At 47.9% G+C, this 16,078-nt stretch carries 15 protein-coding genes; 7 read left to right on the forward strand and 8 right to left on the reverse strand.

Going from position 1 to position 16,078, the window contains the following annotated elements:
• Positions 1–40: 40 nt before the first annotated feature.
• From NC980_RS17875 to NC980_RS17910, 8 genes are all read right to left on the reverse strand, one after another.
• Entirely contained in the window at positions 41–391 is a 351-nt protein-coding gene (locus NC980_RS17875) for a DUF2442 domain-containing protein (protein ID WP_190376804.1), read from the reverse strand.
• Positions 392–517: 126 nt separating this feature from the next.
• Positions 518–1,603, reverse strand: coding sequence for a glycosyl transferase (locus NC980_RS17880; protein WP_190376805.1), 1,086 nt, complete (start codon positions 1,601–1,603; stop codon positions 518–520).
• 176 nt (positions 1,604–1,779) lie between these two features.
• On the reverse strand, positions 1,780–2,556 hold the full coding sequence (locus NC980_RS17885) for a trypsin-like peptidase domain-containing protein (protein ID WP_190376806.1): 777 nt from the start codon (positions 2,554–2,556) through the stop codon (positions 1,780–1,782).
• Between the two features lie 31 nt (positions 2,557–2,587).
• The gene (locus NC980_RS17890) at positions 2,588–3,832 is read right to left on the reverse strand and encodes a M28 family peptidase (RefSeq protein WP_190376807.1); all 1,245 of its coding nucleotides are present in this window, start codon (positions 3,830–3,832) and stop codon (positions 2,588–2,590) included.
• A gap of 443 nt (positions 3,833–4,275) precedes the next feature.
• Positions 4,276–5,520, reverse strand: coding sequence for an ATP-binding protein (locus NC980_RS17895; protein WP_190376808.1), 1,245 nt, complete (start codon positions 5,518–5,520; stop codon positions 4,276–4,278).
• Between the two features lie 9 nt (positions 5,521–5,529).
• Positions 5,530–6,216 carry a two-component system response regulator RppA gene (gene rppA, locus NC980_RS17900; protein WP_190376809.1) on the reverse strand — a complete coding sequence of 229 codons (687 nt, stop codon included), beginning with the start codon at positions 6,214–6,216 and terminating at the stop codon, positions 5,530–5,532.
• Positions 6,217–6,566: 350 nt separating this feature from the next.
• A complete protein-coding gene (locus NC980_RS17905; RefSeq protein ID WP_190376810.1) occupies positions 6,567–7,250 on the reverse strand; it encodes a Uma2 family endonuclease in 684 nt (227 codons plus the stop codon).
• A 102-nt stretch (positions 7,251–7,352) separates the two neighbouring features.
• The gene (locus tag NC980_RS17910; protein ID WP_190376811.1) at positions 7,353–8,105 is read right to left on the reverse strand and encodes a lipase family protein; all 753 of its coding nucleotides are present in this window, start codon (positions 8,103–8,105) and stop codon (positions 7,353–7,355) included.
• A 207-nt stretch (positions 8,106–8,312) separates the two neighbouring features.
• Here NC980_RS17910 and NC980_RS17915 point away from each other — a divergent pair, with 207 nt between their 5' ends.
• The 7 genes from NC980_RS17915 to NC980_RS17945 all read left to right on the forward strand — a co-directional run bounded on the left by NC980_RS17915 (position 8,313) and on the right by NC980_RS17945 (position 16,020).
• A complete protein-coding gene (locus tag NC980_RS17915; protein WP_190376812.1) occupies positions 8,313–8,978 on the forward strand; it encodes an SDR family oxidoreductase in 666 nt (221 codons plus the stop codon).
• 280 nt (positions 8,979–9,258) lie between these two features.
• Positions 9,259–10,149, forward strand: a complete 891-nt coding sequence (locus NC980_RS17920; RefSeq protein ID WP_190376813.1) for an EboA domain-containing protein — start codon at positions 9,259–9,261, stop codon at positions 10,147–10,149.
• Between the two features lie 47 nt (positions 10,150–10,196).
• Entirely contained in the window at positions 10,197–11,120 is a 924-nt protein-coding gene (locus NC980_RS17925; protein ID WP_190376814.1) for a TatD family hydrolase, read from the forward strand.
• A gap of 74 nt (positions 11,121–11,194) precedes the next feature.
• A complete protein-coding gene (eboC, locus tag NC980_RS17930) occupies positions 11,195–12,127 on the forward strand; it encodes a UbiA-like protein EboC (protein ID WP_190376815.1) in 933 nt (310 codons plus the stop codon).
• A gap of 39 nt (positions 12,128–12,166) precedes the next feature.
• Positions 12,167–13,369 (forward strand): 3-dehydroquinate synthase, encoded by a 1,203-nt coding sequence (locus tag NC980_RS17935; protein WP_190376816.1) that lies wholly within the window; start codon positions 12,167–12,169, stop codon positions 13,367–13,369.
• Between the two features lie 22 nt (positions 13,370–13,391).
• The gene (gene eboE / locus NC980_RS17940) at positions 13,392–14,609 is read left to right on the forward strand and encodes a metabolite traffic protein EboE (RefSeq protein ID WP_190376817.1); all 1,218 of its coding nucleotides are present in this window, start codon (positions 13,392–13,394) and stop codon (positions 14,607–14,609) included.
• Positions 14,610–14,646: 37 nt separating this feature from the next.
• Positions 14,647–16,020 carry a nucleotide pyrophosphatase/phosphodiesterase family protein gene (locus NC980_RS17945; RefSeq protein ID WP_190376818.1) on the forward strand — a complete coding sequence of 458 codons (1,374 nt, stop codon included), beginning with the start codon at positions 14,647–14,649 and terminating at the stop codon, positions 16,018–16,020.
• The last annotated feature ends 58 nt before the right edge of the window (positions 16,021–16,078 follow it).

A 16,078-nucleotide genomic window follows, 5' to 3' on the forward strand; every position in this document is an offset into this window, starting at 1 on the left:
TTCCACATAGCATGGGAAAGCTTTTACTTCCCATGCTTGTTTAAGCTGCGTTTCGTTTTTGCCTTAATTGTTGCATCCAAGCTTTTGTTCCATAGATTCCTTGCAGCAGAGCGGGGACGGTTAGATTCACATCTAGTGCCTCCCAATACAAGCCAATGCCAGAAGGAGTAATTTCAATGGTTGCTAAATCCTCTTCAGAAGCATCAGCCAATCCCTGTGCAAGTTCATGAGGAAACATAAAAGTTGAGCCGTCTTTTAGATGAATGACGACTTGACCAGAAGCACGATCGTAATAGGCAGAAGCAGCACGCGGATCTGTGGCATCTACGAGAATTGCACGATCGTAGGCACGATCGAGCTGTGCTTCTAAAGCTGCATCAAGGTTCTCCATGAATTTCTCTCCAAGCTTCTAACAATTCGCTCTGATAGGAAATCACCAGTTTGGGAGGGTAGATGGTCATCTAAATAAATCACCACTCGCAATCCATCTTTTCTATGACCGTTGGCATTCACCTTATTACAATGAGCGTAGATACTCCACGACCGATCGCGCAATGGTTAAATTTCCATCTTTAGCGAGCTTTTCTGTTTTACGCGGTGCGTTCATTGGTTGAGTGATACCTTTCCAATCACCGTTAAAAAACTCATCGGTTGACCAAATTTGATGCGTTGCATAGTTCTGAATACCTTCGAGCAACACTGGAGACTCAGCAAAACCCTCACGGGTAACAGTTGTAACCGGAATTTCGTAGCGGCAAGCCTCAGAAAAAGTGCTATATCCTGGTTTTGTGAGCAGACGACCACACACAGGCATGAGATCAATCGGGCGATAAAAACGATCATCTACTTTGATTAGATTCGGGAAGTCTGGAGCGTTTAGATCAAAACAAAGAAATCTGTAATCGGGATAGCGCATCACGTTTTCGTAGGGAATGCGATCGAGTCCCAATCCGCCAAATGTTGCCAAAATAATGTTTTCTTTCGGAGTTTCAGTTAGATCAAATTTCTCTAAAATCTCTGCGGCATCGAATCGGGGATCAACTCCGGTCAAGCCCACATCTGTAATGTGAGAAAACGCGCTCATGGATTCATGAAATGGCATTCTGAACAATCGATCGCACTGAGCAAAACATTCCCCAATCCAATCTGCAACCTCAATAAATTTGCCGCCCCAATCGCGATAGATAAAGTCCCACCCAAAGTTACTCATCATCCAGCCCGGAACGCCTGCTGCTTTGGCGATCGGAGCCGCTAACGGTGGAATATCTCCCAACACTAAGCCAACTCGATTTTGACGAATAAAATTGGCCTCGCTAGCAATGATTGATCGCTGTTGTTGCTGAATCTGACGGAGTTTCTCTAAGGTTGCCGCTTTATCCATGGTGAGACTATCCCCTTGAATCACACCCACATCAAAGGCGCGGGGACGATGGATAAAATCTCCTGGAATATAAGCTTCCAGCAGCGATCGCGGAGCCGTGGTCACAAGGATTAATACAATCTCAGGATCGAGCCGCTGAATTTCAGCCGCGATCGAAGCGGCGCGGGTGGCATGACCAAAGCCGTGATTGGTAATTGCAAGATAGAGAATTGGTTGAGGCATGGCATCTCGAAGAAACGATCAGAAAACAAGCTTAAGCGATTGAGGCAAAAATGGTACGGCTTATCTTCTGATGCGTCGCAGAACTGTTGTGAATTGGGGAGCAGGGTGTCGGTTCCTTTTCAGCCCCCCTACTCCCCACTCCTTTGAGCGTTCACAACTCAAACAGGATCGTTATATCAACGCGCTGTCAAATTTGCGATCGGAGCCGAGACAATTCCTTGAGCGATCTGCTGGGCGCGATTGATCGGAATTGCAAATCCAATGCCTTGAGTCCCCCGAATAATCGCTGTATTAATGCCAATAACCTGCCCGTTCTGGTTAAGCAATGGGCCACCAGAATTGCCCGGATTGATCGCAGCATCGGTTTGGATATAGCCTTGACCATTCGGCGCTCCAAACGATCGCCCCGATCGCTCAGTGCCACTGATAATGCCAACCGTGACAGTATTATCCAATCCAAGTGGATTACCAATCGCGATCGCCCATTCTCCGGGACGCAGTTGATTAGAATTTCCCAAAGGAACTGTGGGCAAATTGTTGGCTTGGATTTTCACCACGGCAACATCAGCCTGACGATCTTCTCCGACGACGCGCCCTTCAAACTGTCGTCCATCCTTCAGCGTGACGGTGACTCGATTGGCTCGATCGACCACATGAGCATTGGTCAAAATTAATCCATCCGATCTCGTAATAAATCCTGAACCCACTCCGCGTACTACCCGCCCATCGGAGAAATTACCTCCTGCCGTGCGTGATGAATTGATCCGAACGACTGCCGCACCTGTACGATCGACCGCGTTTGAGACGAAGTTGGCATCAGGAGATGCAGATTGAGCTACTACGGGCTGTAAATCTATAAGCCGAGCGGGGGCAAAGTGAGTCGTTGAGATCGCTGCGATCGCGCCAAATGAAACTAACGAAACTGAAGTGATTGATTTTTTCAAAGCCATCATAGCGATTAGAACTTCCTTGATTGAAATTGAATTACTTCGACTGCAACACTTGATTAATCGATGCCAATGCCGTCTGTAGCGTGTCGTTCAAGCTGGTTGCATTGGTAATGCGATCGGTCGGTGAATGATAGTTCGGATCAGAGCCGCGATAGAAAAACAACACAGGGACTCCCTTCGCTGCAAACGACGCATGATCACTGCTGCTATTTGTTAAAGCTGGAACAAAAGTTGGAACATTGGAATTGAGTTGCTTGAGCTGCGATCGTAACTCAGCAGACCCACCGATGAGGAGACGATCATTAATCCCTACCATGTCGAAATTAAACATGGCTGCTAAACCAGACAGAAATTGAGGCTGCACAGAATTTACGAAGGCTCTTGATCCTTGCAAGCCATCTTCTTCGCCATCAAACGCCACGAACCACACTTCGCGAGCCAATGGCGTGTTCGCCAACCGCCGCGCCGTCTCCAAGACCACTGCTGTTCCAGATGCATTGTCGTTGGCTCCAGGAGAACCGGAAACAGAGTCATAATGTCCACCTAACAATAAACGAGGTTGAGTTACACCAGGAAGACGAGCAATCACGTTGCGTCCGGTAATCGTTCGCCGCTCTGTATTTACAGAGACCTGTGCAGATGGCGCGTTGAGTAATTTCGCACCATTACCTTGAGTGATGCCGATCGCCGGAATTGCTGCCGGACTGCTCAGCGTTCCTCGCAGGGGTTTGTCTTCTGAATTGATCACAATGACTGCGATCGCACCCGCCTTTGCTGCGTTGTCTACTTTCTGTGAGAACGGAATTTCACCCCGCTGCACAACCGCGATCGCACCTTTCACATCAATCGATGCAAAGTCATTTGGTCGCCCCACATTGGGAACGACTACCAACCTCGCATTAGCTTGACCTGCGATCGAGTTGTTTAGAGCTTGAGCTGAGGTTGTCTGTCCATTTACAGCAACACTCGAACCTAGATCTCGAAACTTCGGATAGGTAAAGGTCTGCACCTCAGTTTGATAGCCTGATTTGCGATATTCCTCGATCAGAAATTGACTTGCTTGCTGTGCAGCAGGTGTCCCCGCAACTCTAGCTCCAATCTGAGTCAACTTTTGAACGGTTTCTTGAACCCGACTCTCAGACGGCGACGCTGCTTCAGTTGTACTTGCAGCAACGGTATCTGCGGAACGGTTTGCTTGAATTGTACAAGCCGGAAGCGTTGCCAAAATGACAGCAAAAGCTGCATAGATGGATTTAACGGTTTTTTTCATTCGAGTCATGACGACAAAAAGGTTCAGAACGCATCCTCACACCAAATTGATTTTTGAGCGCCACAGATGCTGGCAGCCCCCTAAATCCCCCATGAGTGAGGGACTTCAAGCCAAAGCCGTGTCGAATTCTCAAAGTCCCCCGTTTTGGAAGATTTAGGGGGCGAGGGATCTGTAGCATTAACAAATCAATCTGATATCACACCTACCTTTGCAAAGCGTTTCTTAACGTGAATTCGACACATATCCTTGGCTACGTTTGGATCTGCAGGTAGCCCCCTAAATCCCCCATTCTGGGGGACTTTGAAGGTAAGAGAATCTCTTGAGTTTAGAGAACCGCTTTTCTCTAAGTCCCCCACTCGTGGGGGATTTAGGGGGCAAGAAGCCGATCAGAACGAAGCGAAAAAAACGTCGAACTCACATTTTCTTAAGCTATTTCCTATTGTGCAGAGCGATTATGACAAGGAAATGTCAGAGGTAAATCGACTGGACGGCTTGAGCGGAAGTTCAATGCGGAAAGTTGAGCCACGATCAACCTCACTGATGCCCCGAATCCGTCCCTGATGCGCTTCGATAATTTGCTTCGCGATCGCAAGTCCGAGTCCAAATCCGCCGGTTTGCCGAGTGCGGGCAGTATCTACGCGATAAAACCGCTCAAACACATGAAAGAGATCTGCGGCAGGAATACCGATTCCAGTATCTTGAATCTCCAAAACAGCGTGATTCGACTGAACGAATAAACGCAGTTCAATCATTCCGCCTGCGGGTGTGTATTTGAGTGCGTTCGTGATTAAATTGACGATCGCTTGTTTCAGTAAATTGGGATCAGCTTTGAGCCAGAGTGTTGCTTCCCGAATGTGGCTGGTTAGCTGAAGGTGTTTCTCGATCGCTTGAGGCGTATATTCTTCTACCAATGATTGCACTAACGCAGCAAAATCAATAGCATTCAGGGTTGCTGGATCTAACTTTCCATCTTGGCGTGACAGAAACAACAATTGATCAATCAGTGAACCCATTGATTGGGCAATCACCACAATCTGAGTTAACCGCGATCGCATTTCTTGAATGTCTTCCGGTGGCATCAGAGCAACCTGAGCTTGGCTCAAAATTCCAGCGACGGGAGTTCTGAGTTCATGAGAGGCATCGGCTGTAAAGCGCTGAAGACGATCGTAAGCATGACGTGTCGGTTGCAGGGCGATTCCCGCCAACGTCCAACCAATGACTCCAATCACTCCAAGCGTCACCGGAAGACCAATGCTAAGGAATAATCGCGCTTGATCTAGGCTTTTTTGCAGCGAATCGAGCGGCACTGCAACTTGTAGATAGCCTACAATCCTCGCGCCGTTTTTTAGTGGAATCGTCAACTGCCTTAAAACACTGGCTGGAGATGCGATCGTTCTCCAGCCAATCGTATCTTCTAACCTCAATGGAGAACTTTGATCAGAAGCTTGAAGTCGCCTTCTTCGAGCATCATACAATCGAACATAAGCAAATTGAGGATTTGGAGTCATTGATGGTGATTGGTTGCTGCGGCTCAATTGACCCGTGAGAATCTGTGTTTGCTTCAGCAGGGTTTGATCAAATCGATCGAGTTGTTCATTCACAGTCAGCCCATAGCCGATCGCTGCAAACAGCGTCAGAACCCCGCCCATTGAGAGCGTGTACCAGTAGGCTAAATTCCGGCGGCTGCGGTGAAACATGAGATGCAGTTATCTTGCTTCAGAGTCAATAGAAATCAGTCGATAACCCACACCATACACGGTTTCAAGCCAGTTCTTGGCTCCAACTGCGTCAAGCCGTTGTCGCAGTCGTCGAACCAAGGTGGTGACTGCATTGCTTTCGGGTTGACTACCCCAGCCCCACAAGGCTTGCTCTACCTGATCGTGTGTCACCACTTGGCGCGGATGCCGCATAAAATATTCCATCAACTGAAATTCTCGTCCCGATAATTGCACCGTCGTTTGTTGGCGCTCTAGAGTCAAGGTGTCGAGGTGCAACTGCAAATCTCCCAAACTCAGCGTGTCGCCTTGCCACAACGGAGATCGTCGCCGTAATGCGCGCACCCGTGCCAATAATTCCATCACATCCACGGGTTTAACGAGATAATCATCGGCTCCAGCATCTAGTCCTGTCACTTTATCGATCGTCGTATCCTTTGCAGTTAGCATTAACACCGGAGCCGTCTTGCCTACCTGCCGAAACTGCCGACACAGTTCGATTCCGCTGATTTGAGGCAGCATCCAATCGAGAATTAGCAGGTCATAGGGACGATCGAGCATCAGCGATCGGGCTGTCATTGCTTCAGCGATCGCATCAACAATATGTCCCGCTTTTTCTAGCGCGGCTTGCAAAGGTTCTAGTTGAAGGGAATCATCCTCAACCAGTAGAATCAGCATATTCGCTCCTCAAACTAACTTTCCTATTCTAGAAAATGCTTGAAGATTCACCTCGATAAAGGAATGTTCCCTTGAAAAGCTTACCCAATCTAGGACTTTGGTTTTGGTTGTCGTTACCCCTGCTCGGCATGTTGTTTTGGACAAGCAGTGGTTGGATTGTCGATCGGCAATTGAAACAGAATAATCAAAGCGTAGAAAGTATTCAAATTAAGACAGTCGAGATTCGATAATTTCTGCGTTGTTTAACGGCTGTAATTGCCATTTTTATCAGTTGTTTGACAGCATCGTTGCTCTCATCAAATAAATGTGCGACAAGCGATGAATCGCGATCGACGGCAGGAAGGGGTAAGTTAAGATTCGGGCAAGTCACCGAAGCGATCTCGGTATCGCTGAAGTTCGGTGGCAAGGGCTTCGGCGCGTTGGCGTTCTTGAGCAGCTTGCGATTCGGCAGCTTCGAGGGCAGTCGCTAATTCATCGGGGATCAGTAATTTCTCACCCGTTTCTAAGCGATAAAACCCAATCAGGTTGCCCTCGACGGTGAGACGAAGCTGTAGGGGTTGGCTTTGACCATCGGCAATGAGCTCGTAAGTTTCGCCTCTCAAGCGATAGCCCCGGAGTTTTTCTGGAATCCATTCGCCTTTAGGATCAGATTGCCAATATTCTTGAACACCCAATTGTTCGTAAAGCGTTTTCTTAAAGCTTTCGTCCTGGGTTCTGGTTCCGGGCGAAGTCATCTCAAAAATCACGGCAGGAACTTGCCCTTCTTCCCAGATTTTGTAGTTGTCGCGTCCCCCTGGTTCGACCCCAAAAATCACCATCACATCAGGCGCAGTCCGCAGCCTGGGAAAGCCTTGCGCGTAGTAGAGAAACTGGTTGCCTAAAACGGTTGCTTGCTGACCTATGAGGTATTGGCGCAATACTTCCAGGGTGATGAGTAAAGCATAGAAATGGTCGTAGGTTTCTGCCACGGGTTCACCATCGCCAGTGGGATAGAAAATTTCTGGAGTTTGAGAAGCAGAAGCAAGAGCCGTCATCGCTGTGCCTCCAGTGCGTGTGATCTAGTTTCGTGTGATCTAGTTTATTGTATGATCGTAGCGGATATCTAAATACCGATGAGCGGATTTGGTCGGTGTAGTTTATGCGAGCTGTCTCAGCACCGTAATGTAGCGATCGATCGCATGATCTTTAAACCGCTGACTGACGAAGTTAAGACTAAACCGTCGTCCGATTCGGATCTCTTTGTCTACAGCGCGATATCCCTGCCACCAGCGCGGTAACTCTGGGACAAGATCCATTCCATGAACTATTCGGTAGCTGTTGGGAACTCGCTGATTGAAAGACTCACGAAATCCATCGTTTCCGACATTCGGTGCGCCATAAGTGTAGGCTTCGATCGTCACTTTATCAGAGAAATTGTACTGAACATCTACAGCGCATAAGGTTGCTAAGGCTCCACCTAGACTATGCCCCGTTGCAACGACACTAGATATCGCATTGTTTCTGATATACTCATGAATTCTATCTCGCACCGCAAAATAAGCTGCAACAAAGCCTTGGTGGATCAGTGCTCCCGAACGACTAGAGCCACCATACGGATAGGTTTTCTCCCGTGGCTCAACAATCAATTCTCGAATCACGTTTTGGTCAAACTGAGTCCGTTCTAGTTTAGTGTTAAAATTTGTTTCCCAATCTTCCGAGGATTTGCTACCTCTAAACACAATCGTTGCTGCGGTTCCTTCTACTAAAATCGCGCATTGGGTATCTGTTTTTGGTTCACTAATCAGGACAGGGTTAACGGTGATGCCGTCAAACTTAATAGTGTCGAAGTTCTCATAAATCTTTTGACAAAGAAGAGCGTACTTTACAGCTTTTGTATAATCAATCGACATACAACCTCCGGTGGCAACTAAAGTATTGTGCATTATTTAACTACCATTAAACTGAGTCGTTTTCAGAAGATTTTTCTAAGAAGGAATAGCGATCGCATTGAATTAATTCTTTGAATTCTAATTCTGTTTCCTTTTCTACTTGTTAGCTAGAGTGTGAGAAACTACAGTTGCATTCGCAGCACAGCTATTTTTCTAGAACGATTTAATATGGCAACTTATATAATTACGGGAGCAAATCGAGGAATTGGCTACGAATTTTGTCGTCAACTGCAAGAACGAGGAGACACGGTGATTGCCGTCTGCCGCGCTGCCTCTGAGGAATTGCAGCAGCTAGGCGTACAGCTTGAGGCTGGAATCGATATTACTTCAGACGCTTCGGTTGCAGAGTTGCAAAATCGACTACAAAAGACCACGATCAATGTTCTCATCAACAATGCAGGCATTCTCAAGCGAGTGACGTTAGATAACCTCGACTTCGATAGCATTCGCGAACAGTTTGAAGTGAATGCTCTAGGCGCATTGCGAGTCACTCATGCGTTGCTACCGAATTTTAAAAACGGCTCTAGGATTGTCTTGATGACTAGCCGAATGGGATCGGTCGCAGATAATACCTCTGGCAGTTCTTATGGGTATCGAATGTCGAAGGTGGCGCTATCAATGGCAGGAAAGTCATTGGCGCATGATCTAAAACCGCGTGGAATTGCAGTAGCGATTCTACATCCGGGTCTAGTGCAAACGCGAATGACAAACTTTACGCCTGGAGGTATTACACCAGAAGAATCTGTGAAGGGACTTCTGGCTCGTATTGATGAGTTGACTTTGGAAAATACAGGAACATTCTGGCACGCAAAGGGTGAAGTGCTACCCTGGTAAGCCGAAGTCGTCTAGCATGAGTTCGGCGGCAATTAACCGATCGATTTCACGCAAGAAAACTTGTCGAAGACCACGAGAGAGCACTACAGCCTGATTTCATCAATTCTCTAACAGATTTTAGAATCTTCATCTCTCCATTCAACAACCCTGGGAAACCTGCACGAAAAGATGAAGTTTTCATCAACTTCACTCTAAAAGACTTGAGATATTCAGTGGTTCTACTTGATGATGGTGCAACGAGCAAATGCTTGTAGATGTGTAAGGTCACTTCGTAAATATAATGCAACCAACAACCTTAGTTTCTGGGTTGGCTCCAGCAGCTATGTTCTTGTATTCCTGCCTGGAGCGCCGCTTAAATGACACTGCCTTTAGCTGGTTAAATGAAACGGTTCACCAAATAGAAGAAGGAGCCTCTGAACGTCTCTTTATTGCTCGGTTTAGCGCTGTCCCCAGACATTTGGGAAAATCTGATCTTGATCTTGCTGACAAAGATATCCAAGCGTTCGATCGCGTTCGTCCGGGATTGTTGCTGAAGCACTGGAGCCTAGATCAAGCAGGACGAGCCTTGTTAGTTCTTGCTTGGGCAGACTCTCATCCTGATTCCTATATTAGTACGGTCGAAAAGCTGTTTTCAGCAGCAGAGATGGGTGAACTGGTGGCGCTTTATCAGGTACTACCACTGCTTCCTCATCCCGAGCGCTTGCTCACCCCAGCGCTCGACGGCATTCGCACCAATATCACAGCCGTATTTAATGCTCTTACTCTAAACAATCCTTACCCTGCTGAATACTTTAGCGAAGATGCCTGGAATCAACTGGTGCTGAAGGCTCTGTTTGTCGGTAGTCCGCTCCATGCGATCGTTGGTTTAGATCGTCGCGCCAATCCTAAGCTGGCTCGAATGCTGTCGGACTATGCTCACGAGCGCTGGGCAGCAGGGCGACCCGTTAATCCTGAACTGTGGCGAGTAGCGGCTCCGTATCTAGAGCGCGATCGCATCAATGATCTCACTAGATTGATCTCTAGTGCTGATTCACAGGAGCAAAAAGCGGGAGCGCTTGCCTGTGCAGTCTCTCCACTACCAAAAGCTCAGGCTCTTCTGGTACAAGTCCCCCACCTACAACAGCAGATCCAGCATGGTGAACTGTCCTGGGAGCACTTTGCTCTGCTCTAAGTAGCGTTTCTGAAAATCTACATCTGTCCAACAATCAACCAACTGCCATGCAGCCAAACTCCATGATGTTTATCGATCCTCATATCCATATGTCATCCCGCACCACCTATGATTATCTGGTGATGCAGCAATATGGAGTCGTTGCCTTGATTGAGCCTTCCTTCTGGTTGGGGCAGCCTCGTACCAGCGCGGGAACATTCAAAGACTATTTCAATAGTCTGGTGGGTTGGGAGCGATTTCGGGCTGGACAGTTTGGAATGCGCCATTACTGTACTATCTCCATCAATCCAAAAGAAGCCAACAATGAAGCCCTAGCGGAGGAAGTAATGGAGCTATTACCGCTCTACGCTGGCAAAGAAGGGGTAGTCGCGATCGGAGAAATTGGCTTTGATGAGATTACAAAGGCAGAAGAGAAATACTTTCGCCTACAGCTTGAGCTTGCAAAAGAACTCGATAAGCTAGTGCTGGTACATACTCCCCATCGCAACAAAAAAGAGGGAACCACGTTGAGCATGGACATTTGCTTGGAACATGGGATCGACCCTCAACGAGTCATAATCGATCACTGCAACGAGGAAACCGTTGAAGAAGTAGTAAATCGGGGTTTTTGGTGTGCGTTTTCTATCTATCCCAATACCAAGATGGGGAATGAACGAATGGTAGAACTGGTGCGGCGCTATGGCAGTCAGCAAATCATGATCAACAGCGCGGCAGACTGGGGAATGAGCGACCCGTTAGCAGTTCCTAAAACCGCTCAACTGATGCTTCAGTGCGGAATTCCCGAAGAGCAGGTGAGAGCAGTTAGCTATAGCAATGCGCTTGCAGCTTATGGTCAAAGCGGTGAAATGAAAGAAGAGGACTGGCTGAATCCTCTCCCTGTCGATCAGCGTCAACTTTACAGTGGCAACTCGGTTCTACGAGGACAAACCCCTGTATACGATGCCGAGCAAGAATCTTTGATCATTCGGTAATGCTTGATACTTGTTTCTATTCTTTGAATACCAGGACAGGTCTCTCAATACAACTCTTTTAGAACCCTACCCCGATGAATACAACCAGTATGCAGTCCGCCTCGCTATGGGCTTACCTGCAATTGATGCGACCTGCCAATATCCTCACTGCCTGGGCAGACATTCTGCTAGGATATGCGGCGGCTGGGCAAGTGAGTCAAATCCAGGCAGTGCTGGCTGGAACGATATCTATAGTAGAGCTAGTTCCCCTTGGTTGGCTGTTGTTAGCAACGACAGGACTCTACGCCGGGGCGGTTGTCTTCAATGATGTGTTTGATGCAGAGCTAGATGCAGAGGAGCGTCCTGAACGTCCGATTCCTAGTGGTCGAGCTTCACGACAGGGAGCAACAATTTTAGGAAGCGTGCTGCTACTGGGTGGCATTGCGGCGGCGGCTCAAGTCTCTCTGACCAGTGCTTTATTGGCGATCGCGATCACGATTGCAGCACTACTGTATGACAGTGCGGGCAAGCACCAGGATCAGTTTGGCCCGATCAATATGGGGCTATGTCGGGGAGGAAACTTGCTCTTGGGGATTAGTGCGGCTCCGGAGTTGTTGAGTGATCGCTGGTTCTTGGCTTTGATCCCGATCGTATACATTATTGCGGTTACAGCGATTAGTCGGGGCGAGGTGCAAGGAGGCAAGCGTGAAACCGGGATTGCTGCGCTGGTGCTAGCCGGAGCTGTGATTTCAGCAATTTTGCTACTGGGATTCCTGCCTGTTTATAACTTGCTTGCTGCTGTTCCTTTTGTGCTGTTATTTGCGGGATTGATTCTCCCTGCCTTTATTAAAGCGACTCAAGATCCCAGCCCCAAAACGATTCAAAACGCTGTGAAATCAGGAGTTCTTTCCTTGATTGTGATGGATGCTGCTGTAGCGGCTGGTTTTGCTGGATGGCTGTACGGAGCGATGTTAGTCGTGTTGCTTCCCCTATCTATGCTTCTAGCGCGATTGTTCGCTGTAACCTAATCTTTGCGTTTTTTGCTGCTGTTCATTCTTCAAATAACTATGACATCTTTATTGCGCCGTCCTGCTCGTCCTCAACAGTCCTCGCTCCCGATCCTTAAACAGCAGTTTGAAGTAAACTTTCGATATGAAGTTCACTTTACACAAGGCTTATTTCGGACAGATAATCCACTCCTGGCGCAAGTCATTGCTCAACAGGCAGATGCAGACGCTAAAAAAATGTTAGTTGTGGTCGATGGAGGCTTGCTCCCGCATCATCCCCAGCTATTGAATCAAATTGAATCCTATACCAAAGCTTACCCAAAGTTAGCCCTGCCCATTTCTCCGATCGTGGTTCCCGGTGGTGAAGCCGCAAAGAACAATCCTAGTCTAATTGAGCAACTGCATCAGGCGGTCGATGACATTGGGTTATGTCGTCACTCTTATGTAGTCGCGATCGGTGGTGGTGCGGTATTAGATATGGTTGGCTATGCTGCGGCAACCGCTCATCGGGGCATTCGCCTGATTCGAGTACCCACCACGGTTCTGGCTCAGAATGACTCTGGAATTGGCGTAAAAAATGGTATTAATGCCTTCAACAAAAAGAACTTTTTAGGAACCTTTGCGCCGCCCTTTGCGGTACTGAATGACTTTGAGTTTTTAACGACGCTAGACGATCGCGACTGGCGATCGGGCATGGCGGAAGCAATCAAAGTGGCGTTGATCAAATCACCTGAATTTTTCACCAACATTGAAGCTCAAGCAGAGGCACTCGCACGACGAGAGATGCCAGCGATGCAGCACCTCATCTATCACTGTGCCCAACTTCATCTAGAGCATATTGCCGGACATGGCGATCCGTTTGAACTGGGATCATCGCGACCCTTGGATTTTGGGCACTGGGCAGCGCATCGATTAGAGCGGCTCACGAATTATGAATTGCGGCATGGAGAAGCAGTTGCGATCGGGATTGCGCTGGATGCGACCTATTCCTATTTAATCAATCTTTTACCTGAAGCAGATTGGCAACGCATTTGTAAAACTCTGAAAACATTAGGCTTTACGCTGTTTGTTCCAGAGTTAACTAGCTATCTTGATGAGCCAGAGCACCCTTTATCCCTGTTTCGCGGGCTGAGTGAATTTCGAGAACATTTGGGCGGAGAGCTAACGTTGATGCTATTAAAGCAAGTGGGTCAGGGTCTGGAAGTCCATCAAGTTGATTGGGAACAGTACCGCAAAGCGATCGCGATTCTATCTACTCTCTAAAGTTCTATTTGCCATCCTAGTCATGCGTCTTTTCACTCCATCCCCGCTCCATCTCACTTATTGCACCAATATTCATCCGGGTGAAAGCTGGGATGCAACCTACACCAATCTACGAACTTATCTTCCTGTTCTGAAACAGCAGCTTAGCCCAGATCAGTCTTTTGGTGTTGGGTTGCGGTTGGCAGATGCCGCTACCCAGGAGCTTCTTCAGGAGGACAACCTGATCGATTTTCAGACCTGGCTTCAGGCACAGGATTTGTATGTCTTTACGATCAACGGATTCCCCTTTGGAGGCTTTCACCACCAGATTGTGAAAGATCAGGTCTATGCACCTGATTGGTCGAAACCAGAACGCCTAGCGTACACCGAACGTCTGATTCGCATTTTGGCAGCTTTACTACCAGAAGGTATAGACGGTGGAATTTCAACGCTGCCCTTATCCTATAAACCTTGGTGGCGAAACGATGCAACAGCGCAGGAGAAAGTATTTCACCATAGCAGTTTGAATTTGGCGCAGGCAGTTGTGGTAATGGCTCAAGTACATCAACAAACTGGAAAGCTATTGCACCTAGACCTTGAACCAGAACCGGATGGATTGATTGAAAACACGCAAGAAACGATCGCATTTTTTCAAGACTGGCTACTCCCGATCGGAACTCCTGTTCTCACGCAAGCACTAGGAGTAGATATCCAAACAGCAGAAACTTTAATCCGACAGCATATTCGGCTTTGCTATGATACCTGTCATTTTGCGGTGGAATATGAGGAACCTGCGATCGCTCTAGCCGCACTAAAAGCGTCAGGGATCAAGGTTGGTAAGTTTCAACTCAGCGCCGCGCTCAAAATTACTTTACCGGAACCCTCTGAGCGCCAATCTTTGATTCAATCGTTAGCTCCGTTTGCAGAATCAACATATCTGCATCAAGTCGTGACTCGTCATGCAGATGGAGCGCTTCAGCACTATGCAGACTTGACAGAAGCAATGCCCTATCTTGCGATCGACGCTGCGATCGAATGGCGCACTCACTTTCACGTTCCTATTTTTATTGATCGCTACTCTTCTTTTGCTTCGACACAAGATCATATCTATCAGGCGCTTCAGAATCTATCGCTTGCACCAGATTGTACACACTTGGAAATTGAAACTTACACCTGGGATGTCTTACCGCCTGCAATGAAGCTGGACATTCTAGAGTCTATTCAGCGCGAATATCACTGGGTTTTGAAAACTCTGGCTTGATTGCGATCGTTCCATTCACTGAATTTCTCAGCAACTCATGAAAAAAACTGTTGTTATTAATGTGGTTGGTCTAAGTTCAAGGCTGCTAGGAGAGCATACTCCGCAGCTAAAACAATGGATCGCACAAGGTCGGATCGCGACGATCAAGCCGGTTCTGCCTGCTGTAACCTGTACTGCACAAGCGACTTATCTCACCGGACGCTATCCCACAGATCACGGCATTGTTGCTAACGGCTGGTATTTTCACGACGACTGCGAAATCAAGTTCTGGCGACAGTCGAACAAGCTGGTACAGAGTCCGAAAATCTGGGACGTTGCCCGAAGCATTGATCCTGAGTTCACCTGTGCGAACTTATTCTGGTGGTACAATATGTACTCCTCAGCGGATTATTCGGTGACACCCCGCCCCATGTATCCGGCTGATGGGCGCAAGCTTCCAGATATTTATACCCAACCTGCCGATCTCCGCTCTACGCTCCAGACTGAGCTTGGAGAGTTCCCCTTGTTTAAGTTTTGGGGCCCTGCGACTTCTGCTGAATCAAGCCAGTGGATTGCGGCATCGGCGAAGCGAGTTGAGGAACTGTACAGTCCCACGCTGACTCTGATTTATCTCCCTCATTTAGATTACTGTTTGCAAAAGATTGGCTGTCAGCCCGATGAGATTGCTCAAGATTTGCAGGAAATTGATGCTATCTGTGGCGATTTGATTGCTTACTATGAAAACCGTGGCGCTCAAGTCATTCTTCTTTCTGAATATGGCATTACTCCGGTCAATCAGCCGATTCACCTCAACCGCGTACTGCGTCAAGCAGAGCTGCTGCAAGTTCGAGAGGAATTAGGGCGAGAACTGTTAGATGCTGGGGCAAGTAAAGCCTTTGCTGTTGCAGATCACCAAATTGCTCACGTGTATGTTAATGATCCAAGCTGTCTCGACAAGGTAAAGCAATTACTTGAACAAACAGATGGCGTGGACCTGGTGCTGGATGAGGCAGGCAAAGAAGCCTATCATCTTGACCATCCTCGATCGGGCGATCTGATTGCTGTTGCTAAACCGAACGCCTGGTTCACGTACTACTACTGGATGGACGATCGCAAAGCCCCCGATTTTGCTAGAACAGTCGATATCCATCGCAAACCAGGGTATGACCCCGCAGAACTGTTTATCGATCCTCGGATCAAACTACCGAAACTTAAACTGGGAACAACACTCCTGAAGAAAAAATTGGGATTCCGGTATCTGATGGAAGTCATTCCGTTAGATGCCAGTGTGGTAAAAGGATCGCACGGGCACCTCACGCCAAGTGCAGCAGACTGCCCAATGCTAATCACCCGCGAAACTGACCTACTGCAAAGAGATTCTCTAGAAGCCACTGATGTATTTCACGTGATCCTAAGCCACCTGAAGCGTTAATAACCGCCTCTCTTGCTCAGCGCCGGAGTACCCAATTAACCGTGGTAGCGCTTATCCT

Origin of the sequence: Leptolyngbya sp. AS-A5, from assembly GCF_039962495.1 — a bacterium.
Lineage (GTDB): Bacteria > Cyanobacteriota > Cyanobacteriia > Leptolyngbyales > Leptolyngbyaceae > Leptolyngbya.